This is a genomic window from Microbulbifer sp. SH-1 (assembly GCF_011326135.1).
GTDB classification, from domain to species: Bacteria; Pseudomonadota; Gammaproteobacteria; order Pseudomonadales; family Cellvibrionaceae; genus Microbulbifer; species Microbulbifer harenosus.
In genome coordinates this window covers 1,042,493-1,067,389 of the sequence record NZ_CP046948.1, presented here as the reverse complement: position 1 = coordinate 1,067,389, position 24,897 = coordinate 1,042,493, and the positions used below count along the sequence as shown (strand labels likewise).

Genomic DNA, 24,897 nt, shown 5'->3' with positions numbered 1-24,897 from the left:
CTTTATCTGCCAGCCGGGGAAAGCGACTCGTAGTGATCCACCTGTATGGCTTTGTTGACGGCGGCAGCCGTCGCGCGGATTTTCTTCGCCTCGTCTTCACTGATCAGTTTTTCCTCCAGCGCAGCGTCGATGGCATCGTCATTCAGTGCGCGCAGTCCACCTTTTCTCATCCTGTTGCGAATACTTTCAGTCTGGTGGCTGCTGATGAAGGCCTGTTCGACGATGTCGATGCCGTCGCCGGGATTGCCGAGAAATACACCGCGGGTCAAACGGTCGCGGGTATCACCGGGCTTCATGATCAGATCGGCACAGGCGCGCGCCTGGCGGTCGGAAGCGGCGCGAATACTGTGGCCCCAGGGCATGGTGAGGAACTGCATTATCTGGCCTACAAAACGCACCGGGAAGTTGTGGAACACCTCGATCAGACTTACCTCGATATTGTGGAAACCGGCGCGCATGGCGAATTCCAGCAGCGGGCGATCGGATGCGGGGCTGCCGTCGTCATTGAAACGCTTGAGGGTGGCACTCATCAGGTAAAGTTCACTGAGCACGTCCCCGAGCCGCGCGGAGATCAGCTCTTTGCGCTTCAATTCTCCACCGAGCACCATCAGGGAAATTTCAGTCACCAGCGTCAGCACTGCGGAATAACGGTTCATCTGGCGGTAGTACTTAGCCGCGCTGCCAACGCCTTGCGGGCTGCTGGCAAACAGGCCGCCGGTCCAGCCGTGGAAAACGGCCCGGCAGAAGGTTTTGAACTGGAACAGCACGTGCTTCGGCAACAGCGCATCCAGCTGCTTCAAGCCTTCAGCTTCGTCTTCATTGGTGGCCGCCTCCATTTCCTGTAACAGGTATGGGTGGCAGCGGATAGCGCCCTGCCCGAAGATCATCAGGCTGCGAGTGAGAATATTGGCACCTTCTACCGTAATCGCCACTGGTACCGCGCGGTACACATTACCGAGATAGTTCATCGGCCCGTCCATAATGGCCTTCCCAGCGTGGATATCCATGGCGTCATTGATGGCCTGGCGCAGCCCATTGGTGGCATGGGCCTTCATGATTGCCGAGACTACCGCCGGCTTGCGCCCCTGATCCAGCGCGCGGGTTGTTGTCATGTGCGCGGAGTCCAGCACATAGGCAATTGCGGCTATCTCTGCGAGTCGGCGCTGGACACCCTCGAACTTTCCGATGGGAATGCCAAATTGCTCGCGGATGTGCGCATAGGCCCCGGTTGTACGCGCTGCGAGTTTCGCACCACCCGTGGAGAGCGATGGCAGTGAAATACCGCGGCCAGCCGCAAGCGCACTCATCAACATGTGCCAGCCTCGCCCGATATTCTCCTGCCCGCCTATGATCCAATCCATGGGGATGAATACATCCTCACCCCAATTGGGTCCGTTCATGAACGCCTGCAGCGCCGGCAGGTGACGCTGGCCAATCTTCACCCCGGGTGTGTCGGTGGGTACCAGAGCCACAGTAATACCGAGATCCTCCTCCTCGCCGAGGATGTGATCCGGGTCATAGAGTTTAAAAGCAAGCCCTAGAATCGTCGCCACCGGACCAAGAGTAATGTAGCGCTTGTGCCAGTTCACACGCATACCGAGGGTTTTCTCGCCCTTGTATTCCTGATAGCAGACCACACCGTTGTCCACCATGGAGGCGGCGTCGGACCCCGCTTCCGGACTGGTGAGACCAAAACAGGGAATCTCACGGCCATCGGCGAGTCGCGGCAGGTAATGGTTCTTCTGTGCCTCGGTACCATGTGCCATCAGCAGTTCACCAGGGCCGAGGGAGTTCGGCACCATCACGGTGACGCCGACGCTGGTGCTACGGGTGGAAATTTTGGTGACGATCTGCGCGTGTGCGGTGGGCGAAAAACCGAGGCCACCGAATTCTTCGGGAATGATGATGCCAAAGAAGCGGTTCTTTTTGAGGAATTCCCAGATCTCTGGCGAAATGTCGTGATCTTCGTAGGAAATTTTCCAGTCGTCGACCATCTTGCACAGTTCTTCCACCGGGCCGTCCAGAAACGCCTGTTCCGCGTCCGTCAGCTCTGGGGGGCCCATATTCAGCAATTGATCCCAATCCGGTTTTCCGGATAACAGTTGCGCATCCCACCACACTTCCCCCGCCTCCATGGCCTCGCGTTCGGTATCGGAAATCGGCGGCAGTACTTTTTTGATCCACTTTAACAGCGGCGCGGTGATCCACTTCTGGCGCAGGTTGCTCATCACTTATCCTTGTCAGCTGAAAACAGCGACATTCACTGCCTATACAGCGATGCCACAAAAAATTGATACAGAGACTTGCCTGCAACTATAGGCAATGAACAGCCACTGGTTGCGATCAGGCGAATGCCAGAGTGCCAACACCGCAGAAAATTATCAATGCGGCGAGCAGACGCTGGGTGGAGAAACGCTCGTTGAGCAAAACCACGGAAATGATGGAGGCAAACAGGATGCTGACTTCGCGGGTAGCGGCCACCGCGGCGACGGGCATCATCGATGTGGCCCAGAGCGCAATACCGAAGCCGCCAGTGGCGAGCACGCCGGACAGAGAGCTGCGCAGCAGATTCGCGCGGGCGAATGCCAGCCCTTTCATCGGACGGGTAAACAACACGGCAAGGATGACACCGCCACCGGAGAGAATTTCCAGCCAGGCCACATAGCTGAGTGGGTTGGCGACACTGCGCACCCCCGCGGCGCCGAGTGTCGTGTACCCGGTAATGGCGATACCGGTGCCAAGGGAGTAAAAGATTCCGCGCCCGCTGACTTTCAGTTCCTTCATGATCAGCGCGAAGATGCCGCAGGTCACAAGCAATATGCCGGTAAGCTGCAGCGGTGCGAGCGATTCATCCAGGAACAGTAATGCGGCAATCGCTACCATCAGTGGTGTGACGCCCCGCGCCATGGGATAGGCGGTGCCGTAATCCAGTGCCTGATACGAACGGGAAAGCAGGAAGAAGTACAGATACTGGAAGAAGGCCCCACCGATCAGAAAGCCCAGCGCATTTTTTCCAGGCAATGGGAGTTGCGTCGCCAGGGCCGCGCCAACCAGCAAGCCGACACTGCGAATCATCGCCAGCTGCAGGAAACCTTCGCCGCTGTGCTTTACCACGGCATTCCACACGGCGTGGGCAAGGGCAGACAGCAGGACCAGCGCAAATAAAACGGTCTCAGATATTTCCAATTTGAATAAGAGGTTGGGGAGAAACTATCACGCCGTTATTATCAGCGTACAAATACTCTCCAGGTTTAAAGGTGACGCCGCCAAAAGTCACTGCGATATCGCGTTCACCGACCCCTTTTTTGTCGGTCTTCATGGGGTGGCTTCCGAGCGCCTGTACTCCTAACTCTAGTCCAGAAATGGCATCCACATCGCGGATGCAGCCGTACATAAGGATACCTTCCCATCCATTCAAGGTAGCCTTCTCCGCCAGAAGATCGCCGAGACAGGCGCGGCGCATGGAGCCACCAGCGTCCACTACCAGTACCTTGCCGGTGCCCGCTTCCGCCACCAGGTCCCGTACCAACGAGTTATCTTCGAAGCACTTGATAGTCACTACCTGGCCGCCAAACCGCTCTCTGCCGCCGTAGTTGATGAACATCGGTTCCACCACACGGACCATGTCCGGAAATGTGTCGCAAAGATCAGGGGTGGAAATTGTTGTGGCTTGCATAAAATGGCTCCTGCCGGATAACGGGTTGCAAAATATTGACCAACCCATCTTAGCGGCGAGCCCGGTTCCGCGCAGTGCACAAATAAAAATGCCGGGAATTATCCTGATGGATAATCCCGGCGAAGAACTCACCCTCTTCTATCTGGGCAAGCGGTTTAAGAGCCGGCAAGCTGGCTTACCAATTCAGACATTCTTGCCAGGGCACCGGCGAATTTTCTCCCTGTAACATCACCTCAATAGCTCACTCTTACCGGCATACCCACCCGGGCGTACTGGTAAAACTTGCTCGCCATGTGCGGGGGCATACGCACGCAGCCGTGGGACGCCGGATAGCGCGGCACATGGCCGGAGGCGTGCAAACCGATACCACCATTGAACCGGATGTAGTGATTCATTTTCGCCCCGCGATAGTGGGTACCGGGCGGGCGGCGATGCTTGCGCGTATCTACGTCGGCTTTCACCACGCGTCCGGTGGAACTATCGACGTAGCTGCCGTAGATGCTGGAGCGGTGGTTGGGGCGCTTTGCCAGCACGCGGAAATTACCAGGGCTTGTGCTGAACCCGCGCTTGCCGGAAGAGATCAGCGACACGCCGACCAGGCGCGAACCTTTGTAAAAGTAGGCTTTCTGCTCCGAGAGATTGATTCTGATGGAGGGCGAACCGGAAGAGTTCATCGCCGCTGCATCGTCGAACCAATTGACACCGCCATGAGCATTGACCGGGTTCGCCCACAAGCCGCCCACAAGCGCTCCCAACAACAGCATGAACATAAGCAGCATGCGCCACCAAGCCTGCGTGGAGTCCACAGATGTCGCAATCGTATGCCCACCACCGCGGGCAGCGAACACTGCGCCTGGAGGTGACGAGACCGGGGGACATTCAGTCTGGAGCTTTTGCAATGTGCATTTCGAACTACTTTGCATGGTGGCACCTCAATCAGGATTCAACTCGTCAGAACTTCAATCGAAGGTTTCAACTGCGTGCACAGTGCAGCAGTGCAAGTCAGGTTTCCCGAAAATCATCCGGGGAATTCCGGACTTTTTTCGGGAACCTTTCCGATTCTATTGACTGGGTACGATGCTCTTAGACTGATTTACATGCCCAGAACCCCCTGTTATGGGGATTGGCAATTGACTTAGTGTGGAGGAAAAATGTTCACAAGGTTATGAACCAACAGCCGGCAAAGATGCTTTTATTGAAAAGCGGGCAACGGTGGGAAATTGTTTCAGGCGGGGATGAAAAAAAAGCGACCGGAAAAGTCGCTTTTTTCAGAGTCAAGCTGAATCAGGGGCTGAGTCAGTGACGATCGGTGAGTTCGGGGCTTCTGTATCAGGTCTTCTGGCTGTTTGCCAGGTACAACCAGGTGTCTACCGCGGTATCCGGATTCAGGGAAACACTGTCGATGCCCTCTTCCATCAACCACTGGGCAAAATCCTTGTGGTCGGACGGACCCTGGCCGCAGATACCCACGTACTTGCCCGCTTTCTTACACGCCTGAATAGCGCGGGACAGCAGCATTTTTACTGCAGGATCGCGCTCATCGAACAGCTCCGCTACCAGCCCTGAATCCCGGTCCAGCCCCAGGGTCAACTGGGTCAGGTCATTGGAACCGATGGAGAAACCGTCGAAGTACTGCAGGAACTCATCTGCCAGCAGTGCATTGGATGGCAACTCACACATCATGATGAGCTTGAGGCCATTCTCGCCCCGCTTCAGGCCGTTCTCCTCCAACAACTCGACAACCTGACGGGCCTCATCAGGAGTGCGCACGAAGGGCACCATGATTTCCACATTGGTAAGCCCCATTTCGTCGCGCACTTTTTTCAGCGCGCGGCACTCAAGCGCAAAGCATTCGCGGAAATCCTTTGAGCGGTAGCGCGATGCGCCGCGAAAACCCAGCATCGGGTTTTCCTCACTGGGCTCGTACATCTGACCACCCACAAGGTGCGCATACTCATTGGACTTGAAGTCCGACAGGCGCACAATGGTGCGGTTTGGTGCAAAGGCCGCAGCCAGTGTGGAAATGCCCTCCACCAGTTTCTCGACAATAAAATCTTCCGGCGAGGCGTATCCGCCGATGCGGTTGCGGATATTCTGTTGCAGATCTGCCGGCAGACGGTCCAGCTCAAGCAAGGCCTTGGGGTGAATACCGATCATGCGGTTGAGGATGAACTCAAGCCGCGCAAGCCCCACGCCCTGATTCGGCAGATTGCTGAACGCAAATGCGCGGTCCGGATTGCCGACATTGAGCATGATCTTGAACGGCAGCTCCGGCATGTCACTCACTTCGGTGAGAGAACGCTCGAAGTCCAACTGACCGGACATCACAAATCCGGTGTCACCCTCCGCGCAGGTGACGGTGACCGGGGTACCAGTCGTCAGCTTGTCCGTAGCATCACCACAGCCTACGACCGCCGGAATCCCCAGTTCACGGGCAATGATCGCGGCGTGACAGGTGCGACCGCCGCGGTTGGTGACGATGGCACTGGCTTTCTTCAATACCGGCTCCCAGTCGGGATCGGTCATGTCGGTAACCAGAACGTCGCCATCCTGCATTTTTGCCATGTCTTCTACAGATTCCAGCACCCGCACGGGGCCGGCGCCAATACGCTGGCCAATAGCGCGCCCTTCACACAGGATGTCGCCGCGCTCCTGCAGTTTGTAGCGCTCAATGCTGGTACCGGTATCCCGGGAGCGCACAGTCTCCGGGCGCGCCTGGACGATAAAGAGCTTGCCGCTGTCACCGTCCTTGGCCCATTCAATGTCCATCGGACGCTGATAGTGGGCCTCGATTTTGCGCGCCTGGTTGGCGAGATCGGTAAGTTCTGCATCGCTCAGCGCGAAGCGCAGGCGGTCCTGCTCGGAGACCGGCACGGTTTTGACCGAGCGTCCACATTCGCCGCTCGCATCGTAGACCATCTTGATCGCCTTGCTGCCGCGGTTGCGGCGCAGAATAGCCGGTCGGCCGGCTTCCAGGGCAGGCTTGTAAAGGTAGAACTCGTCCGGGTTTACCGCACCCTGTACCACGGTTTCACCGAGGCCGTAGGCGGCGGTAATGAAGATCACATCGCGGAATCCGCTCTCGGTATCCAGGGTGAACATGACTCCGGAAGCACCGGTTTCACTGCGTACCATGTGCTGAATGCCCGCAGACAGCGCAACACCAACATCTGCGTAGCCGGTGTGCACCCGGTAAGCGATAGCGCGATCGTTATACAGGGAGGCAAACACTTCTTTTACTGCCTGCAGCACCGCGTCGATACCGCGGATGTTCAGGAAGGTCTCCTGCTGACCGGCGAAAGATGCATCCGGCAGGTCTTCCGCAGTCGCCGAGGAGCGCACGGCCACCGCCGTTTCGCCGCCACCGAGGGTGTCATAACCTGCGCGGATCTCCGCTTCGAGTTGCGCGGGGAACGGCGCATCCAGCAACCAGTTGCGGATCTCCTCTCCCGCTGCCGCCAGCGCCGTGACATCACCTACATCCAGACCTTTAAGTCGCTCGGCAATCCGGGTATCCAGCTTGGCACCGGCGAGAAACTCACGAAAAGCGTCAGCGGTAGTGGCAAAACCACCCGGAACGCTGACGCCCGCGCCGGAGAGCGAAGAAATCATTTCACCCAGTGATGCGTTTTTGCCGCCGACCTTGTCGACATCCGCCATGCCCAGCTTCGCGAATTCGAGAGTGTAACTGCTCAATGGATTGCCCTCTGCAACTGCGTGTTCAGGCCGCCGATTATAAGGAAGGGTTTTGTAAATAATACCCCGTGATTAACGCGAAAAATGGCTGTTTCCTGTTGTAATTTTTCTACAAGAATTTTTCTGGCCGGCGTTCCTGGATCAATGAGAAGGGCGTAAAAATCTGCACACGAATTTATCGCGCCGCTGGTATACCATGGCTGAAAAGTCAGTGGAGACCATCAACAATGAGCGGCAAGCAGCACAGCGTGCATCCATCAAAGCTGGGGGACTCCGTATCGAGCGCCAGAAAACGTACCGCGTTTTTCATTTCCGATGGTACTGGCCTTACAGTAGAGGGCATCGGTCACAGCCTGCTGGCACAGTTCCGCGACCAACAGGTAGAACAGGTCACAGTCCCTTATGTGGATTCGGAGGCCAGGGTCAATCAGGTATTACAGCGTATTGAGAACGCGGCGCGCGAGTCGGGCCTGCAGCCCATCATTATCACCAGTATCGTATCCGACCAGATACGCAAACAGTTGCACCAGAGCTCCGCACTGATGCTGGATGTGTTTGAGAGCTACCTGGCGCCGCTGGCGACCCTGTTCGGCACCGATCCCGCCCGCACCGTCGGCATTTCCCACGGCATCGCCGACAATCGCCGCTACACCGCGCGAATAGACGCCGTGCACTTTGCCATGGATAACGACGACGGCCGTCGCACCCGCGAGTTTGAAAGTGCCGATATCATTCTCGTCGGTGTCTCCCGCTCGGGAAAAACGCCAACCTGTCTTTATCTCGCTCTGCAATTTGGCCTGCGCGCCGCGAATTATCCGATCACCGAGGAGGACATGGATTCCACCTCTCTGCCGAAAATCCTGCGCCCATTTCAGCGCAAGCTGTTCGGCCTCACCATAGACCCGCGTCGTCTGGTCAGTATCCGCCAGGAGCGCCGCGCCAACAGCCGTTACGCCTCCCCGGAACAATGTGAGTTTGAAGTCCGCCAGGTAGAGCAAATGTTGCGCCGGGCGCAGGTACCATATCTCGATGCCACCGAGCTGTCTGTAGAAGAGCTGGCCACCCGACTGATGTCCCAGGCAGGGATTGAGCGCAGAATCGGCTAGATTCTCTATATTCGTGCGATTACCGGACTGGCATCGTTTTAGAGTAAAGTAGCGCCGCCCACAAGGCCGGCTCGCCAGCGCCGTCAGAGCCCGTTTGAGTATCAGTCTGAGCGGATAACCCGCCCGAACCCTTGGTTGACGTTTTGCAAATTGTTTCCCTGCCCTACTCGCTCAATACCGAGGCCGCATTTGCGGCGCTCGCAGATTTGCCCTGCCCGGTGTGGTTGGACTCAGGCCACCCCACTTCCCGCAGTGGCCGTTTTGACATCCTCAGCGCCGACCCGGTGTGTGGACTGGAACTCTCCGCTACGGACTCCGCCCCCTTCCAAGCGCTTGACGATCTGCTGTGCGAACTTGCCCCCCAGGAAGTAGATCAGCAACTGCCCTTCTGCGGCGGCGCCATCGGCTATGCCGGATATGAGCTCGGGACCACCGGCAACTTTCTCACTGCCGATACCCGGTCGACGCCACTACCTGCGGGGTTCTTCGGCCTCTACACCTGGGCGCTGATCGTCGATCATCAGCTGCAGGTCAGCCACCTGGTTTTCCATCCGGCCTGCACGGCGATCCAGATACGGGATCTGCGCGCGCGCTTCAACGCCATCAACTGGAACACAGCACCGCGCACGGAAGCATTCAGGTTAATTACGGGGTTCACGCACGAGTTCACCCCGGAAGAATACCGCGCGCGGATCGCGCGTATTCTGGATTACATCAGCGCCGGTGATATCTACCAGGCCAATTTCACCCAGCGCTTCAATGCCGCCTTCGAAGGCAGCGCGCTTACGGCCTACCTGACCCTGCGCAAGCTGGCTGCCGGCCCGTTTTCCGCGTTCCTGTCACTGCCACAGGGGGAGATTCTCAGCCTGTCACCGGAGCGCTTCATCCTCGCCGACGGTCGCTACCTGCAGACGGAGCCAATCAAGGGCACCGCACCGCGCAGCGCCGATCCTTCTCGCGACCGCGAGCTTGCCAGCGCACTGGCGGCAAGCCGCAAAGACCGCGCGGAGAATCTGATGATTGTCGATCTGCTGCGCAATGATTTTGGCAAGGTTTGTACGCGAGGCAGTGTGCGGGTACCGACACTGTTCGAATTACAGAGCTTCGCCAATGTGCATCATTTGGTGAGCACAATTACCGGGCAACTACCGGAAGATACCGAATTTACCCAAGTGCTGGCCGCCGGCTTTCCCGGTGGTTCGATCACCGGCGCGCCCAAGCGACGCGCAATGGAAGTCATCCATGAGCTGGAACGGAGTCCCCGCGGTGTTTACTGCGGCAGCATCGGCTACATCAGCAGCAGTGGCCGTGCGGATACCAGTATCGCTATTCGCACCCTCACCGCCAGCAACGGCCAGATCAGTTGTGCGGCAGGCGGCGGTATTATTGCCGATTCCAATCCGGCAGCAGAGCACCGCGAGTGTCTCGACAAGGTGCGCCTGCTACTGGAAACACTGGAAAGCCACTACCTCTGATCGGTTATAAATCTATCGCCCTTCGGTATTTCCATGGGGATTTCGACTCTGCTAGATTCCGCGCCAATCCTAACCACATTCCAGCCCGATGGGCCGCACGATCGGCGTCGGGCCGTGAACCATAAGGCCGTTTCACATGCACATTACACTGGTCAAAAAAATTCTCGCCGATGGCTCCCTTTGCGCCAAGTGCAACGATGTGGAACAGCGGCTCAAGGAAAACGATCAGGAAAAATTTCTGGACGAGGTCCTGATTGCCGACGAGCGCGACCCACAGAGCCCGGGTATGCAGTTGGCTCAGCGCCTGAATGTGCAGCGCGCCCCGTTCTTTGTGGTCGAAGAGGAAGGCAAGGAACCGGAGGTGTACACCGTGTACTTCAAGTTCGTTAAAGAAGTGCTGAATCGCTGACAGCGGCAATATCTGCCTGCCCAAAACAAAAAGCCCGGTTTCAACAACCGGGCTTTTTGTTTGGGCGCGCGAAGCGTCAGCTCAATATACCGGCAATTCGAGATGGGAAAACAGCTCGTCCACCTCTGCGCGAGAAGATGCCTGTGCGGCCTCATCCACCAGTTCACGAGTGAGGTGCGGTGCGAACTGCTGAATGAATTCATACATGAAGCCACGCAGGAAAATACCCTTGCGAAACCCAATCTTGGTGATACTGGACTCGAACAACTCACTCGCATCCAGAGCCACCAGGTCGCTGTCCTCGTCTTCCACCGCCGCCATATCCGCGACGATTCCAATGCCGAGCCCCAGGCGCACATAGGTCTTGATGACATCCGCATCCGCCGCGGTAAAAACCACCTTGGGTGAAAGCCCTTTTTCCAGAAAGGCTTCGTCGAGTTTGGAGCGCCCGGTAAAACCAAATACGTAAGTGACAATGGGAAATTTAGCCACATCTTCAAGGGTCAGCTTGGAAAGCTGACACAGCTCATGGCCCTTGGGCACCAGGATGCAGCGGTTCCACCGATAGACCGGCATCATCACCAGGTCGCTGAACAGCTCCAGCGCTTCGGTAGCAATGGCAAAGTCGGCGGTGCCGTCTGCGGCCATCTCGGAGATCTGCATCGGTGTCCCCTGATGCATATGCAGGGACACCTCCGGATACCGCGCAATAAACGCTTTGATGACTGGTGGCAATGCGTAGCGGGCCTGGGTGTGGGTGGTGGCAATAGCGAGGCTGCCGCGTTTGTCATTGCTGAACTCCTGCGCCACCTGCTTGATGTTTTCCACCTTGCGCATGATCTCGCCGGCGGTCTTGAGAATGGCCTCTCCCGCCGGAGTTACCCGCGTCAGGTGTTTGCCGCTGCGGGCAAAAATCTCTACCCCTAATTCATCTTCCAGTAGGCGGATCTGCTTACTGATACCTGGCTGCGAGGTAAACAGACTCTGTGCCGTGGCAGAAACATTGAGATCGTGGTGTGCCACTTCCCAGATATAACGCAACTGCTGCAGCTTCATAGTCTCTCCCTGTCTACTACGGGCGCAAACCTGCCAACAATCGGCAGTGCTCAATTTTACGCCAGTTATTGGTTATAAAAACTAAGTGAGTTTATGCGGGAAAAGAATAGCAGTGAATCTGCTGACGAGCCAATAGCACGGTTTCCAGAGGCAGAAAAAACGAGAAAAAGGTTACCAAAAGTGACCAAATTGGCGGATCTACACGCGGAATCAGATGATATGGCGGAAAAATTTTCCGAAAAAGCCTGGCAAAAACCGCCGCGCACACGGGCCTCTAAAGCTCCAGGTTAGCAATGCCGTGGGGCACATGGCCGGTAGCAACGTGGGCTGCAGCGGAGGCGCAGTGATTGGGCTGATCGTCGAAAAATACATCGGCGCCGAACGCCCGCAGGAACTCGCCCTTTGGCAGTCCGCCCAGGAAAATGGATTCGTCAATACGGATATTCCATGCCCGCAGGGTGCGGATCACCCGCTCGTGCGCCGGCGCCGAACGTGCGGTGACCAGCGCCGTGCGGATCGGGCAGCTTTCCGCATGGAACTCCGCCTGCAAATGCTGCAATGCTTCAAGGAATCCTTTGAATGGCCCTCCCTGCAGGGGCTGTCGCGCGGATGCGCGCTCGGCGGAAGTAAAGGCGGCAAGACCTTCGCGCTTGAAGATTTGCTCCGCCTCGTCCGAGAAAATCACCGCGTCGCCATCAAACGCAAATCGCAGGGTATCGTCTCCCCGCTGACGAGCACCACCGGGGATCAGCGTAGCTGCAGCCACGCCCTGTTCCAACGCCCGGCGCACATCGCCGCCGTCGGTGGACAGAAACAGGTGACAGCCAAAGGGCGCAATATAGCGGTAGGGACTACCGCCATTGCAGAAGGCGGCGCGGCTAATCTGCAGTCCATAATGCTCGATAGAGTTGAACACCCGCAGACCGGTATCGGCGCTGTTGCGCGACAGCAGAATGACTTCCACCCGCGGCTCACCCTCGAGCCGTTCGTTGATCTGCAGGAATTTCTCGACCAACGAGAACGCCTCACCCTTTGGCAGCACGTCGTTTTCCCGCTCGATTTGGTATGAGGAGAACGCCTCCACGCCCTGCTCTTCGTAAATCTGGTGGCTTTCCCTCAGATCGAACAAGGCGCGGGAGGAAATCGCGATGGTGAGTTTGTTGCCTCTGGGGGTCTGCTGTGTGCTGCTCATCGTCGATCCGCGCTCAGGGCGCCTCCACATCGTCGAGCCCGGCGGGCTTCTCTTCGTCGCGGTGCGGCTCCAGCAGCACCATCAGCATATTCAGCAGGTCTTCGTGGGTGCGCTTGGCACGGGTGCCCTGCTGGTTGACGATCACCAGCATCATGGCGTGACAGGTTTCCAGTGTGGCGCGGGCGAGACGATTAGTCTCGTTGGGCGGACAGCGGAAACCGAGGCGTCGGAACATGCCCACCAGATGGTTGATGACCAGCTCATCATGCCGCTCGTCGAGTTCGTGCAGTTCTGGGATTCCCCACATGGCCTGTACCAAAGGCAGTAGCCCCCGCTGCTCGCGGTAGACCGACAACCAGCGATTCAACAAGTCGTCAAGAAAGGGCCGCAGCTCCAGTGTTTCCAACTCCTTCGCCGCCAGGTCGTCCAGGCGCTCGGTAAGACTCGCCAACCACTGCTCGCCCATGGCATAGAGAATGGCGTGCTTGTTGGGGAAGTAGTGATACACGGAACCAACTGAGACGCCCAGCTCCTTGGCGATCAAAATGGTGGTGAGGTCGTTCAGGCCGACCTGCTCCAGCAGGCGACCGGTGGTATCCAGTATCTGACGGGCGCGCTCGCGGGCGCGGGCCTGTACTGGCTCCCGTCGCGGCGACAACTGATTTCTGCGGCGATTCTGTTCTGCGGTCGACACTTCGTGATCCTTTCTACCGAAGTGGCATTTTTAACACAAATGACGGGCGTAATTAACAGAAAAGCCGGCAATGGGTGCCGGCTTTTATGCTCATCCTGTGAGATGAAAAGGAGAAAGATGCGCCGCGATCAGAACCGGTAGTCCAGGCTGACTCCCGCGACGCGACCGCGAGACGGATCCGTCTGGGTGGCCGGCAGGTTGTAATCTGCAGCGGCGTAGCCCCAGTGGTAATACTCCTCAGCAGTCAGGTTTTCCACGTAGACACCAGCTGTCCAATTTTCACTGGGGGCGGTGAGCGATGCCCGCAGGTTCACAAGGCCGCGGCTCGCCAGCTTCACTTCCTCGTTGTTTTCAAGATCGGCATACTGCTCACTGGTGTAGGTGTACTCACCGGACAGGGCCAGGGTGCCGAAGCCGACATCCGTGGTGTAAGTCAGTACAGTTGCGGAGGAAAATTCGGGGGAGAACGCCATCTGATTGCCGTCACAGTCCTCGCACAACTCTTCCGGAGCACCGGTGAACTCGGTATCGAGCCAGGCCAGGTCCATGTAGAGGTCGAGGTTGTCGGAAATCAGCCAGCGGGCATCTATCTCAAGTCCCTGCCCTTCACTCTCACCCACGTTGCGGGTCACCGCAGCGGCCCCAATAAAGAAGGCCTGCTGCAGGTCGTCATAGGTGTACTGGAAGGCAGCGGCATTGACGTGCAGGCGATTATCGAGCAGGCGCGCCTTAACGCCCAGCTCGTAAGACAGCACCTGTTCTTCATCAAAGCTGTTGGGCTCGCCAGTAGCGCTGTCGACGGTCCACTCATACTCTTCCAGCCAGGCATCCTGGTCGTCGGCAAAGGCCGGATCGGTAATGTGGTAGGTCAGGTAATCGAATCCCCCGGACTTATAGCCGGTGGCCACACTGGCGTAGCCGGTAACCGCGTCGGATAAATCGTGATTCAGCGTGGCGCGACCGGAAACGTTGCTCCAGGTCTTGTCACCGGTGATCGGGCCATCGGTAAACATGGCCTGGTAGTTCCAGCCCGCAGTCCAGGTATCCGGCCACGGGGAATCCACCGTGTATTTTTTCTGATCTTCGGTATAGCGCACACCGAGGCCAAGGCTGGTGGCCTCGGTCAAGTCAAAGGTGGTATTGGCGAACACCCCCCAGCCACTGAATTCGCCGCGGGTGTAGGCTTCTTCCACGGACATACCGTCCGTTACCATGACCCCGCCCGGGATTGCCATGCCGGCAGTGGGCGCGTATTCCCAGGCATCGCCGCCGGTCCAGAAGGCATCATCCATCTCATCAGGAAATGCCAGCGCCAGCTCTTCACAGGTCATGGAGGCGTTTACGTCGAGCTCGTAGTCCACTTCCATGGCACCGGCACAGATGAAGTCTTCCGAGTCGACGCCAGCAAAGTACGCATCCAGATCTTCCTGGTAGTAGCTTGCCCCCAGCACCCAGTTGAAGGGACCGGAGTTGTTGGAGGTCAGGCGGAACTCCTGGCTGAAGAACTCGCCGGATTGATCGCGCACAAAGGTGTCGATGGACTGCGCCGTACCATCGAAATCTTCCACATAGGTGTAGTTGTGGGTCTTGTATCCGGTGATGGAGCTAAACGTAACATCGCCCATCTGGTGCTCGATGGTGAGAATCGCATCGCCGATTTCGGCCTGATCCGTGCCCCGCTGGTCGTTATAGACCTCGTCGTAATCCCCTTCGGTGCCCAGTGCCCGGTAGATGGTGCCGTCGCTGATACGGTCTTCGTACTGGGTCAACAGGGTAATAGTGGTGTCCTTGATGCCATCATAGACACCGGTAAAACGCATGGCATCAGCCTCGCTTGCACCCAGGTTGCGGCCACCGGCGAGGTTTTTTACATGCCCCTCTTCCTCCTGGTGGATGCCGGAAATACGCACGGCAAAGTCTTCGCTCACCGGCATATCCACCGCGCCTTCAAAGTTCCGGCGACCGTACTGACCCGCGTTTACCGAGACCTCACCACCGAACACCTCGCCGGGTTTACGGGAGGTCATGGCGATGGCGCCAGACGCGGTATTGCGCCCAAACAGGGTGCCCTGCGGTCCCTTTACAATCTCTACACGGTCCAGGTCGAACATGGTCGGGGTGGCGCCGGTGCGGCTCTGATACACACCGTTGAGGAATACACCCAAGGCCGGATCGCTGCCGGTACCAAAACTGTTGTTGTTTACCCCGCGCACAGAGACGGTGTCGAAGAAAGAATCTGTGGTATCGCCAGAAATACCGGGAGTGATGGCAAACAGGTCTTTAAAATCGCTGAGGTTGGCATTCTTGATGGTCTCACCGGAAAAGGCACTGACCGACATGGGCACATCTTTGAGCGACTCCGCGCGCATCTGCGCGGTAACGGTCACTTCCTCGATTTCCGGCGCGGCGCTGGCGCCGCTGGAAATGGTAAATACGACGGCACCAATGGTGAAAGCCAAGAGGTGCTTTTTGGTGGCAAGCGGCTGGTCTGATTGCGTCATCGTTACTCCCCGTGGGTTATTTTTGTTCGGGTTTCTGCCCATTCATTACCACTCAGGACGGCCCCGGTAATTGAGCTGACAGCCTGTTATCCCACAAACCGAACAAACATTCAATTTTCATTTCATCGGCCCAGCTTGTCCTTCAAGCTGTAATAAAGCATCCCCGCTACCAGCCCAGGCCAACGCAACAGTGTTCCACCGGGAAAACTAGGCGTTGGAATTCGCGCCAATATATCAAATCTTTCCTCGGTGCCGGCAAGCACTTCTGCGAGTACCTTTCCTGCGAACGTCGCGGTCGGAACACCGTGTCCGGAATACCCCTGGCTGTAGTAAACGTTCGGTTCCAGACGGCCGATGCTGGGCATTCGGTTCAGGGTGATGGCGAGGGTGCCGCCCCAGCCGAAATCGACGCGGGTATCCGCCAACTGCGGGTAAGTCTCCAGCATATATCGGCGCACGAAGGCGCGAATGTCTTGCGGGAACCGGGAGGTATAATTCTCTCCCCCGCCAAAAATCAGCCGGTTGTCGCCGGAGAGTTTCCAGTAGTTAATGACAAACAAGGTGTCCTGAAGCGCGTAGTCATTGGCTATCAATTCCCGCGCCAACTCTTGCGGAAGCGGTTCAGTGGCAAGCACAAAGTTATTGATGGGCATGATACGACCAGCCATTCTCGGCTCGAGCTCTCCAAGATAACCATTGCAAGCCAGAATCACATTGCGCGCACGTACGCTGCCGCGCGCGGTGTTCACCACACAGGGATTCCCTCCCCGATAGCTGGTCACGCGGCTGTGTTCAAAAAAACGCACTCCCGCCTTCTTTGCCGCTGCTGCCAGACCCAGCGCATAATTGAGCGGATGCAGATGCAGGGAACCGCTGTCCACCTGCCCACTGTAAAAACGTTCGGAGCCCACTAGGGAGCGCACTTCACTGCGGTCGGCATAGCGGACCTTGTCATAGCCATAGCGCTCATTCAGTAGTTCCACCTCCTCCTTCAGCCAGGCATCGTGACTGGGCTTGGCCGCCAGATGCATGATGCCGCGCTTGAGGTCGCATTGAATGTGGTGCCGCTGAATCAGGTCCTCGACCAATTGCACGGCCTCCAGCCCCATTTCCCACAGGATTTTCGCCGTGTCCAGGCCGAGCATTTTTTCCAGCTCTTCCTGGCCTTTGCGCTGCCCTACCCCTACGTGCCCGCCGTTGCGACCGGAGGCCCCCCAGGCTATGCGCTCCGCTTCAAGCACTACCACCTTGAAACCTCGTTCAGCCAGGTGCAGTGCGGAAGAGAGCCCGGTGTACCCCGCACCAATAATGCACACGTCTGCTTCCGTTACCTCTTCCAGGGCACCAAATTCAGGCGCTGCATTTGCGCTGGCGGCGTAATAAGAGTCTGTGTGGCCGAGCAGTTTGGTTACAGTTCCACTGGCTGGCATGAATAATTCTCCGAAAACTGACTGGTCCAATCCGGTGACAGCGGCACTTTACAAAAAGCCCCGCAACAAAACCGAATCATTATTCGAAATTTATTGAATGATAATTCGGTTTCTTGCCATAATCAAAGCCCTGCCCGAAAACACACAGTTTTCATGTGCCGAGGTTCCCCCGCACCTGCCGGGGGCACAGAGGCGGGTTATATACTAATGAACCCCATTCAGGGGAAAGACCTTTCATCTACAAGGTGCAACATGGACAAGATTACCCAGTGGCTCGCAGAACACTCAATTTCCGAGGTCGAGTGCCTGGTGCCGGACATGTCCGGAAATGCGCGGGGTAAATTTACCCCCACCGATAAATTTCTCACCCAGGACAGCCGCCTGCCGGAAAGTATCCTGGTACAAACCGTGACCGGCGATTACGTCGACGAACACAATGAACTGGTAGATCCGGCAGATACCGACATGCTGCTGGAACCTGACCCCGGTACCATCCGCTTGAACCCATGGGCCAACGAGCCCACTGCACAGATCATTCACGACTGCTACACCCGCGATGGCAAACGCCATCCTATCGCTACCCGTAATATTCTCAGATTCGTGCTCGACAAATACGCCGAGCAGGGTTGGCAGCCAGTGGTTGCACCGGAAGTTGAGTTCTACCTGGTCAAACGCAATCTGGACCCGGATGAAAAGCTGTCCGCCCCGGTCGGCCGCTCCGGGCGCACGGAAAAAACCCGGCAGTCCTACAGTATTGACGCCGCCAATGAGTATGAGGCGATTATCGAAGACATGTACGATTTCTGTGAGGCGCAGGGCCTGGATGTGGACACCCTGATCCATGAATCCGGCACCGCGCAAATGGAGATCAACTTCCTGCACGGAGACCCCCTGAACCTTGCAGACCAAGTGTTTACCTTCAAGCGTACCGTGCGTGAAACCGCCCTGCGCCACGGCATCTACGCCACCTTCATGGCCAAGCCAATGGAGGACGAACCCGGCAGCGCCCTGCACCTTCACCAGAGTGTTCTGGATATCAAAACCGGCAAGAACATCTTTGTCGACGATGACGGCAACGAAACCGATCTGTTCATGCACTTTATCGGCGGCACACAGGAATTTACACCAGGCTTTATCACCTTCTTTGCCCCCAATGTGAACTCGTACCGCCGCTTTACTCCGGAAATGGCGGCACCTACCAGCCTGCACTGGGGTTATGAAAACCGCACCACCGGCCTGCGCGTACCGGACAGCGCACCCCAGGCAAAACGACTGGAAAACCGCTTCCCCGGCGCCGACTGCAACCCGTATCTGGCGATTGCGGCATCCCTTGCCTGCGGCTATCTCGGCATGATGAAAAAGGTCAAACCGAGCGAACCTTATCAGGGTAGCTGCGCCTCCGAACCGATCACCCTGCCCCGCACCCAGGAACACGCGCTGAACCTGCTGGCAGAGTGCCCGGAAGCCAAAGAAATGTTCGGGGAAAAATTTGTTCGCGCCTGGGCCGCGATCAAGCGCGATGAATACGAGGAATTCAACCGTGTGATCAGCTCTTGGGAGCGTGAATACCTGCTACTCAACGTATAAATACCGGCTTAAAGTAAAAAACCCGGCAATGCCGGGTTTTTTACTGAATTCAGTCTTGCATCGTTACTTATGGCTGGGATCTTTCCAGTAATCCTTCACCGTCTCTTTCATTTCTCGCGCCAGTACCGAAATCCCGAACAGGTTGGGAAGCGTCATCAGTACAATCGCCACCGCCGACAGATTCCAGATAATTGTGGTGTCTTCGATAGCTGCCCAGAAGAAAGCAACGACATACACCAGCCGGTAAGGCATGACCGCCTTTGGACCGAAAAGGTAAATCATTGAGCGGTCGCCATAGTAGGACCAGGCAATGGCGGTAGAGAAAGCAAACAGCAGAATTCCCAGAGTAACGATATAACTGCCGTACTCCCCAAAGAATCCCCGCTGAAACGCCCGATTGGTAAGCGCCACAGAGTGCAGCAGAGAGTTCCCCCAAACTTCCACGTTCGGATTTACCAGGCTGCCACTGGTGACATTCAGTACGCCGGAGAAATTGTCTTCACCCACCCGGAATTCGACATCTTCAGCCACGGAGCGAGAGTTAATAACGGTAAATTCGCTGCTGTTCAACGGCCGCCCATCCGCCACCACGATAGTGCCGGTATACGGACGGACATCGCTGCTCTCCCCACTCAGGAACCCGAACAGATGCTGGACATCCTCCTCTTCCTTGTCAGAGAAGGTACCGGCAACAACCATCATGTCCGCGCGCTCGAAGCGGTTCATGAACTTCTCGGTCCATACACCGGAAGAAAGGATGACCAAACCGGTCAGCGTACAGATAATCAAAGTGTCGATGAACGGTTCCAACAGGGAAACCATGCCTTCAGAGACAGGCTCGTCCGCCCGTGCCGCGGCGTGCGCAATTGGTGCGGAGCCCTGCCCAGCTTCATTAGAGAAAAGGCCGCGGTTTACGCCGCGGTTGAACGCGTAGGCAAAACTCGCACCGAGGAATCCACCCATCGCCGCGCTGCCATTGAATGCACCGGAGAATACCGCAGCGAAGGAAGGAATGATGTTCTGATAGTTGTAGAGAATAACCGCCAGTGCGCCAACGATATACAGCACCGCCATGACTGGAACAATCGTGGATGTGACTTTGGCGATACGGGTAATACCGCCAATAATTACCAGGCCTAGCAGAATGGCCAACACGCCGCCGGTCAACATTTTGCTGAGGCCGAAGGTGTCATGCATGGCCTGAGCAATGTTGTTTACCTGGGGGAGACTGCCGGTACCAAAAGAGCTTATAACCGTAGCGATGGCAAAGATCACCGCAAGCCACTTCATATTCAAACGGCGCTCCATGTAAAACATCGGACCACCGGCGTAATAGCCATCTGCCGCTTTGATGCGGTATTTATGTGAAAGTGTTACCTCGACAAATTTGGTCGTCATCCCCAAAAATGCTGTCACCCACATCCAGAACAGAGCAGCCGGGCCACCGAGAAAAATAGCGAGGCCAACACCGCCAATATTACCCGTACCGACAGTACCGGAAAGCGCAGTGGCGAGCGCCTGGAAGTGGGAGGTATCGCCCGGGTCGCTGGGTTTGTCATACTTGCCGCGCACAATCTTAATGGCGTGGCCAAAGTAGCGGATCTGAGGGAAGCCAAGGTAGAGAGTGAAGAAAAAACCCACTCCGAGAAGAACCCAGGGAAACCAGGCCGCAGAGCCCAACAAGCCATCCAGGGTTAACAACAACTGATTGAATGATTCCAAACCAACCCCCACTACCTAATTATTCTTGATTGATTTATCAACAAAACGGCAAAAATATAGGCAAAACCGCGCCTAATGAAACGCCGGCCGCCAGCAATTGCCGGGCAGATTATCAGCTTCACTCGCGCGAGAACAGTAAACCGCCAACCAACAGCAGCATAGTCCTTATTTCTGCCAAAATTTCAACAAATCACTAAATTTCTCGCTAAAACCGACAATTATGTCGCAAAACTTGTTATGCGTTGACGATAACCCCAAAACATCTGGTCAGTATTTATCAACACTCACTGTTGCCCCCAAGCGGCGCTGAATCCAGTGCGTTGGGGGAAGACGCCAAAGTGCCCTCCGGTATGGACGAATACAACGTGCCGGCAATCCGCATACAGCCCCTGTTCAATATCTTTCAGCAAGCCGTAAAACGCTTTACCGGTGTACACCGGGTCCAGCAAAATTCCTTCCAGTTGCGCAACAAGTGAGATGGTCTGAAAAATCTCCTCCCCGGCGACACCATAGCCCGGGCCAATGTACTTATCGCTCACATGAATTTGCTCGGCATCAAAAGGAAATACCTGAGAGTAAGCTTCGGCCCATAGTCTGATGTCGTCCCGTATTTTGCTTACAAAATAGTCTTCGCTGTCGCACACCGCATAACCGGTAACACGGGCTTGTGCGCCCAGCATCTGGCAGCCGAGTGTCAATCCCGCCTGGGTACCACCGCTGCCGCTGGCGCAAATCAGGCGATCAGGCTCGAAACCATTATCCCGGCAATCCGCCAGCAGCTCTTCCGCGCCCAGGATATAGCCCCAGATTCCAAGGCCGTCGCTGCCGCCGGTGGGAATACAAAGGGCGCGGTCTCCCCTCTTAAGGTAATAACTTGCCCATTCACCGAAGAGTTGCGGCAACTGATTTACGTATTCCTTTAACGGGTAAAGCGACACTTTGGCACCGGCGAGGTAATCCACCAACAGGTTGCCATCGGGAGTATCGCTCGTTGCACCACCGGCATTTTGCCGAAGGATCAGATGGGACTTGAGCCCGGTACGGGCTGCCGCCAGGGCCGTCGCCCGGCAGTGGTTGGATTGCTCGCCGCCGCAGGTAATCAGCGTATTGCATCCCTGCGCTTTTGCCTCTGCAATGATGAATTCCAGTTTCCGCAGCTTGTTGCCGGACATAGCGCTCTCGGTCAGATCATCCCTTTTGACCCAGATGTTTGGTCCACCGTAGGGGCTCGAGAATCGCTCCGTAATCTTGTGCAAAGGCTGCAATGGCGTGGGCAGGTTCGCCAGGCGTTCACGGGCCGGATAATGGATACTCAAGTTCTACTTCCTCTGCCAGTCAGTCGAAATATATATTCTGAACACAAAAAAACCCGGCGGAAAACCGGGTTTTTAGCGTTCGCGCATGTCTCGCTTTGGCGGTTGCAGCTCGATAGCAGCACCGGGATTGCACGATCAGATATTTTTTATGGTGCCTTTGGGAAGCACTGCGTGCACGGCCACCTTCTGGAACTTCAGCTTCATGTTGTCCGCCACTTCCAGGATCAGATAGTCATCGTCGACCTTTTCAACGCGACCGAGCATGCCGCTGGTCATAACGACTTCATCACCCTTTTTAAGAGCGCCGACCAGTTCCTGGTGCTCTTTCTGGCGCTTGCGCTGCGGGCGAATAATAAACAGCCACATGAACACAAACAGACCAGCGAACATCAGCAGGGTTATCAGCGGGTTACCCTGTGGAGCCGGTGCGGCCTCTTGTGCCATAGCAGCGGGAATAAAGAAATCCATGTTCCAAACCTCGATAGAGTCAGTCGTAAAATCTGGGGCCAACTCTAACGGCTTTGTCAAAATGAGGCAATCCAGAGCGCCGGGGATAAGTCGGGCACTGGATTACGTGATGCGAGGGTTTGGCAATTTTTATTCGAAGGGCTGCTAAAAAACACAGCCAACGCGCCGCTGAAGGTCTCCGCCGGAATACAGAAAGCAGAATGTAAGAAACACATCCCCCTCTGGATGCCGCCGGACAACACCAGCCGCACGCGCACTGGTTTTTCAGCAAGCCCTCAGAATCTTTGTCGAACCTGGCGGCGATACCCCGTGGGTGACATACCGGTCCAGCGCTTAAAGGCACTGGTAAAGCTGGTTCTGTCGGAAAAATCGAGGATACGGGAGATGCCATCCACACTCAGAGCAGTATCCTTCAGGAAATGCACTGCATGGCGGAAACGCACGTGATCACGTAGAGAGGCGAAACTCAGGTTGTGCTCCTGCAGGCGACGCTGCAGGGTCCGGGTAGACATACTGAGGTCAGATGCCACCGGGCGAATTGCCAGAGATGCCTTTCCAATCCGTTGTTCCAGCACGTCGATTACTCGGGCGGCGATACCGAAGCTGGTGGCTTCCGGCGGCGCCAGCAACTGGTCAAGAATGTTCGGATCTCCGGACAGTCTTGCCTGCTGCAAAGGTTTGTCTTCTGAGAGCGAAGCTTGGTCTGGCTGAATATGGTTCATTGAGCTGCTCCTTGATGGGTTCCTTGAGCCGCGGTTATTGTTCTACGCCCGCTTCCTGCGAGTCCCTATTTACCACTGCCAGCGATTGTACCCGCGGCCGATCTGTCTTTCGACGGTTCTGCCTTGAGCAACAGCTGACTACTACCTGGGTGCGGGGGCGCACCTGAAAACAAGCATCGAAGCCTACCCAGAGTGAATGTTTTTTGTACTACTTCCTCGCACCACACCCAATCGCTCTGGGCCAGACGGTTGAGCGGCGCTCCTTTACACAAGCCAGTATAGACCATATGGGGAGAATGCAAGGGACGACAGTGAATTTTTTTTAATTGCCGCACAAAACGGTACACGCGCCATCACCAAGACCAAAAAAGTGTGAACTTCCCGACCTTTTCAGCCACTTCACCGGCTCAAACCGGGCTTTCCCAGCCTTCGCTGAGCGCCCTTCGCAAACCCGTCTCTCACATTAGGTTTTCGTCGATCCAGTGCAGCACATCGTCGTGGTGCGTCTTGGTCTTCACCTTGTCGATAACGTGGCGCAGGCGACCACTCTTATCAATGATGAAGGTTGTGCGCAACAACCCCATGTACTCGCGCCCCATAAATTTTTTAAGCCCCCAGCAACCGTATTTGTCAGCAACCTTATGGTCATCATCCGCTAACAGATCGAAGTTGAGGTCATACTTCTCGATAAATTTCTGGAGCTTGGTTTCCGGATCGGGGCTGACACCGAAAACAATGGTATCCCGGTTGGCGAACTCGGCAGCGCTGTCGCGAATACCACAGGCTTGGGTTGTACAACCGGGTGTCAGTGCTTTCGGATAGAAATACAGCACCACGTTCTTTTCATCCCGAAAATCTTTCAGGGATACTTTTTCGCCGTTTTGATTGTTCAATGAAAAGGCTGGTGCCAGATTGCCGATCTTGGGAAATGCCATGTCCCCTCCCCCTCGGTGTTTGTGTCGAAAAGTGAATGGCGCGAGTCTCGCGCTGTGAAACGCGCGCATTATATCCAATCGACAGACCCACTGCCGGGCAAGGTCCCGTTCAGAACTCCTGCAGACGGAAGCTTTGCTCGCGGCGCGCACGCAAACCACAGCTGCCAAGCTTGTCCACCAGCGCGGCTTTTTCCGCGTCGGTTAAAAACTCACCCACTTCAAGACAACCTTCCGGACCGGTAAACGTTACCACCGCAGGCTCTGCCGGTGTGGTCCCCATACGCACTAATACGGCCAGACTATTGCGGTCAAACTCGGTGTGGTAGACGGGGCGCTTGAGACTGCCGCGACTGGTGTCGAGGATTACGCGGTCATCGCTGATTCGGATCACCTCGCGCCGGGTGCCCTCCATATATACGTAGCCGAACAACACGGCCAGCAGGAGTATTTCGAGACCTGCAAAGGGGATTACCATCCAGGCGCCTGCCAGCGCAAAGGCGATACTGATCCCCAGTGACACCGCTACCAGAGAGATGAACACCCAGAGGTTACCTTCCAGCGACAGGGATTGATTGGGCGCGAGGAGAATACAGGTCCGGCGCCCGCGCACGCCGCCGACTTCTTTGACCATGGGTACGGCTTCCATCACTGTGACCTTTTCAGTGTAGGACAGCCCTTTTTCGAACCAAGAGTCACGATTGTCCATTGGGAGCAGGCAGATTACCGCGCCCGCCGCCTCCGCTGAACTACACTCTCCCAGGGTTTGAAACCAGCAAGTCAGATGTTTGGCGACAGCAGCGCCGCTCCGCTGCGGGGCTGGATTTTCGCGCGATCAGGGGGCAAGATGCCGGCGTCTTTCGCCTGCGCGGCCACAAGCCGCGCCTATAAAAAGCCGCGTGAAAGCCGCGTGAT

At 56.5% G+C, this 24,897-nt stretch carries 21 protein-coding genes; 5 read left to right on the top strand and 16 right to left on the bottom strand.

Annotation, left to right across the window (positions count from 1 at the left end; translation table 11 throughout):
- Nucleotides 1-2 precede the first annotated feature (2 nt).
- The 3 genes from GNX18_RS04830 to rraA form a co-directional block, all read right to left on the bottom strand.
- Entirely contained in the window at nucleotides 3-2,228 is a 2,226-nt protein-coding gene (locus GNX18_RS04830; RefSeq protein ID WP_205828067.1) for an acyl-CoA dehydrogenase, read from the bottom strand.
- A 115-nt stretch (nucleotides 2,229-2,343) separates the two neighbouring features.
- A complete protein-coding gene (locus GNX18_RS04825; RefSeq protein ID WP_342776616.1) occupies nucleotides 2,344-3,186 on the bottom strand; it encodes a DMT family transporter in 843 nt (280 codons plus the stop codon).
- Nucleotides 3,173-3,676, bottom strand: a complete 504-nt coding sequence (gene rraA, locus GNX18_RS04820; protein ID WP_166215725.1) for a ribonuclease E activity regulator RraA — start codon at nucleotides 3,674-3,676, stop codon at nucleotides 3,173-3,175. The genes GNX18_RS04825 and rraA overlap by 14 nt, the downstream gene beginning before the upstream one ends.
- A 25-nt stretch (nucleotides 3,677-3,701) precedes the next feature.
- Between rraA and GNX18_RS04815 the strand changes: the two genes are divergently transcribed.
- Nucleotides 3,702-3,902 carry a hypothetical protein gene (locus tag GNX18_RS04815; RefSeq protein WP_166215722.1) on the top strand — a complete coding sequence of 67 codons (201 nt, stop codon included), beginning with the start codon at nucleotides 3,702-3,704 and terminating at the stop codon, nucleotides 3,900-3,902.
- A gap of 7 nt (nucleotides 3,903-3,909) precedes the next feature.
- Here the strand turns inward: GNX18_RS04815 and GNX18_RS04810 are convergent, their stop codons facing one another.
- Complete coding sequence (locus tag GNX18_RS04810) at nucleotides 3,910-4,455, bottom strand: L,D-transpeptidase family protein (RefSeq protein WP_240914242.1); 546 nt, start codon at nucleotides 4,453-4,455, stop codon at nucleotides 3,910-3,912.
- Nucleotides 4,456-5,005: 550 nt separating this feature from the next.
- Nucleotides 5,006-7,372 carry a phosphoenolpyruvate synthase gene (gene ppsA, locus GNX18_RS04805; protein WP_166215720.1) on the bottom strand — a complete coding sequence of 789 codons (2,367 nt, stop codon included), beginning with the start codon at nucleotides 7,370-7,372 and terminating at the stop codon, nucleotides 5,006-5,008.
- Between the two features lie 227 nt (nucleotides 7,373-7,599).
- Between ppsA and GNX18_RS04800 the strand changes: the two genes are divergently transcribed.
- The 3 genes from GNX18_RS04800 (at nucleotide 7,600) to GNX18_RS04790 (ending at nucleotide 10,362) form a co-directional block, all read left to right on the top strand.
- Nucleotides 7,600-8,478, top strand: a complete 879-nt coding sequence (locus GNX18_RS04800; protein ID WP_240914240.1) for a pyruvate, water dikinase regulatory protein — start codon at nucleotides 7,600-7,602, stop codon at nucleotides 8,476-8,478.
- 143 nt (nucleotides 8,479-8,621) lie between these two features.
- Nucleotides 8,622-9,953, top strand: coding sequence for an aminodeoxychorismate synthase component I (gene pabB / locus GNX18_RS04795; RefSeq protein ID WP_240914239.1), 1,332 nt, complete (start codon nucleotides 8,622-8,624; stop codon nucleotides 9,951-9,953).
- Between the two features lie 136 nt (nucleotides 9,954-10,089).
- Nucleotides 10,090-10,362 carry a hypothetical protein gene (locus GNX18_RS04790; RefSeq protein ID WP_138236266.1) on the top strand — a complete coding sequence of 91 codons (273 nt, stop codon included), beginning with the start codon at nucleotides 10,090-10,092 and terminating at the stop codon, nucleotides 10,360-10,362.
- An 81-nt stretch (nucleotides 10,363-10,443) separates the two neighbouring features.
- On the opposite strand, the gene cysB is transcribed toward GNX18_RS04790, so the two are convergent.
- The 5 genes from cysB to GNX18_RS04765 all read right to left on the bottom strand — a co-directional run bounded on the left by cysB (nucleotide 10,444) and on the right by GNX18_RS04765 (nucleotide 17,235).
- Complete coding sequence (gene cysB, locus GNX18_RS04785) at nucleotides 10,444-11,418, bottom strand: HTH-type transcriptional regulator CysB (protein ID WP_138236265.1); 975 nt, start codon at nucleotides 11,416-11,418, stop codon at nucleotides 10,444-10,446.
- Nucleotides 11,419-11,692: 274 nt separating this feature from the next.
- Nucleotides 11,693-12,610, bottom strand: a complete 918-nt coding sequence (locus GNX18_RS04780; RefSeq protein WP_166215717.1) for a 5'-nucleotidase — start codon at nucleotides 12,608-12,610, stop codon at nucleotides 11,693-11,695.
- Nucleotides 12,611-12,623: 13 nt separating this feature from the next.
- Nucleotides 12,624-13,304, bottom strand: coding sequence for a TetR/AcrR family transcriptional regulator (locus GNX18_RS04775; RefSeq protein WP_138236263.1), 681 nt, complete (start codon nucleotides 13,302-13,304; stop codon nucleotides 12,624-12,626).
- A 128-nt stretch (nucleotides 13,305-13,432) separates the two neighbouring features.
- Nucleotides 13,433-15,805 (bottom strand): TonB-dependent receptor, encoded by a 2,373-nt coding sequence (locus tag GNX18_RS04770; protein ID WP_166215714.1) that lies wholly within the window; start codon nucleotides 15,803-15,805, stop codon nucleotides 13,433-13,435.
- A 122-nt stretch (nucleotides 15,806-15,927) separates the two neighbouring features.
- Complete coding sequence (locus GNX18_RS04765) at nucleotides 15,928-17,235, bottom strand: FAD-binding oxidoreductase (protein ID WP_166215711.1); 1,308 nt, start codon at nucleotides 17,233-17,235, stop codon at nucleotides 15,928-15,930.
- A 252-nt stretch (nucleotides 17,236-17,487) separates the two neighbouring features.
- On the opposite strand from GNX18_RS04765, the gene GNX18_RS04760 reads away from it, so the two are divergent.
- Nucleotides 17,488-18,822 (top strand): glutamine synthetase family protein, encoded by a 1,335-nt coding sequence (locus tag GNX18_RS04760; RefSeq protein WP_138236260.1) that lies wholly within the window; start codon nucleotides 17,488-17,490, stop codon nucleotides 18,820-18,822.
- A 63-nt stretch (nucleotides 18,823-18,885) separates the two neighbouring features.
- Here the strand turns inward: GNX18_RS04760 and GNX18_RS04755 are convergent, their stop codons facing one another.
- The 6 genes from GNX18_RS04755 to GNX18_RS04730 all read right to left on the bottom strand — a co-directional run bounded on the left by GNX18_RS04755 (nucleotide 18,886) and on the right by GNX18_RS04730 (nucleotide 24,631).
- Nucleotides 18,886-20,544, bottom strand: coding sequence for a sodium:alanine symporter family protein (locus GNX18_RS04755; RefSeq protein ID WP_166215709.1), 1,659 nt, complete (start codon nucleotides 20,542-20,544; stop codon nucleotides 18,886-18,888).
- A gap of 284 nt (nucleotides 20,545-20,828) precedes the next feature.
- Nucleotides 20,829-21,860 carry a D-cysteine desulfhydrase family protein gene (locus GNX18_RS04750; protein ID WP_166215706.1) on the bottom strand — a complete coding sequence of 344 codons (1,032 nt, stop codon included), beginning with the start codon at nucleotides 21,858-21,860 and terminating at the stop codon, nucleotides 20,829-20,831.
- A 135-nt stretch (nucleotides 21,861-21,995) separates the two neighbouring features.
- Entirely contained in the window at nucleotides 21,996-22,328 is a 333-nt protein-coding gene (gene yajC, locus GNX18_RS04745) for a preprotein translocase subunit YajC (RefSeq protein ID WP_138236257.1), read from the bottom strand.
- 275 nt (nucleotides 22,329-22,603) lie between these two features.
- Nucleotides 22,604-23,050: a helix-turn-helix domain-containing protein gene (locus GNX18_RS04740; protein WP_043316188.1), complete on the bottom strand. Its 447-nt coding sequence runs from the start codon at nucleotides 23,048-23,050 to the stop codon at nucleotides 22,604-22,606.
- Nucleotides 23,051-23,508: 458 nt separating this feature from the next.
- Nucleotides 23,509-23,985 (bottom strand): thioredoxin-dependent thiol peroxidase, encoded by a 477-nt coding sequence (bcp, locus tag GNX18_RS04735; RefSeq protein WP_138236256.1) that lies wholly within the window; start codon nucleotides 23,983-23,985, stop codon nucleotides 23,509-23,511.
- 109 nt (nucleotides 23,986-24,094) lie between these two features.
- Nucleotides 24,095-24,631: a DUF2244 domain-containing protein gene (locus tag GNX18_RS04730; protein ID WP_138236255.1), complete on the bottom strand. Its 537-nt coding sequence runs from the start codon at nucleotides 24,629-24,631 to the stop codon at nucleotides 24,095-24,097.
- Nucleotides 24,632-24,897: the final 266 nt, after the last annotated feature.

What these genes read in the sequence shown, in the direction of transcription:
- GNX18_RS04830 (WP_205828067.1), bottom strand. Translation starts at nt 2,228, where the DNA reads ATGAGCAACCTGCGCCAGAAGTGGATCACCGCGCCGCTGTTAAAGTGG.
- GNX18_RS04800 (WP_240914240.1), top strand. Translation starts at nt 7,600, where the DNA reads ATGAGCGGCAAGCAGCACAGCGTGCATCCATCAAAGCTGGGGGACTCC.
- cysB (WP_138236265.1), bottom strand. Translation starts at nt 11,418, where the DNA reads ATGAAGCTGCAGCAGTTGCGTTATATCTGGGAAGTGGCACACCACGAT.
- bcp (WP_138236256.1), bottom strand. Translation starts at nt 23,985, where the DNA reads ATGGCATTTCCCAAGATCGGCAATCTGGCACCAGCCTTTTCATTGAAC.
- GNX18_RS04780 (WP_166215717.1), bottom strand. Translation starts at nt 12,610, where the DNA reads ATGAGCAGCACACAGCAGACCCCCAGAGGCAACAAACTCACCATCGCG.
- rraA (WP_166215725.1), bottom strand. Translation starts at nt 3,676, where the DNA reads ATGCAAGCCACAACAATTTCCACCCCTGATCTTTGCGACACATTTCCG.
- GNX18_RS04765 (WP_166215711.1), bottom strand. Translation starts at nt 17,235, where the DNA reads ATGCCAGCCAGTGGAACTGTAACCAAACTGCTCGGCCACACAGACTCT.
- GNX18_RS04760 (WP_138236260.1), top strand. Translation starts at nt 17,488, where the DNA reads ATGGACAAGATTACCCAGTGGCTCGCAGAACACTCAATTTCCGAGGTC.
- GNX18_RS04740 (WP_043316188.1), bottom strand. Translation starts at nt 23,050, where the DNA reads ATGAACCATATTCAGCCAGACCAAGCTTCGCTCTCAGAAGACAAACCT.
- GNX18_RS04770 (WP_166215714.1), bottom strand. Translation starts at nt 15,805, where the DNA reads ATGACGCAATCAGACCAGCCGCTTGCCACCAAAAAGCACCTCTTGGCT.
- yajC (WP_138236257.1), bottom strand. Translation starts at nt 22,328, where the DNA reads ATGGATTTCTTTATTCCCGCTGCTATGGCACAAGAGGCCGCACCGGCT.
- GNX18_RS04790 (WP_138236266.1), top strand. Translation starts at nt 10,090, where the DNA reads ATGCACATTACACTGGTCAAAAAAATTCTCGCCGATGGCTCCCTTTGC.
- GNX18_RS04730 (WP_138236255.1), bottom strand. Translation starts at nt 24,631, where the DNA reads ATGGAAGCCGTACCCATGGTCAAAGAAGTCGGCGGCGTGCGCGGGCGC.
- GNX18_RS04810 (WP_240914242.1), bottom strand. Translation starts at nt 4,455, where the DNA reads ATGCTGCTTATGTTCATGCTGTTGTTGGGAGCGCTTGTGGGCGGCTTG.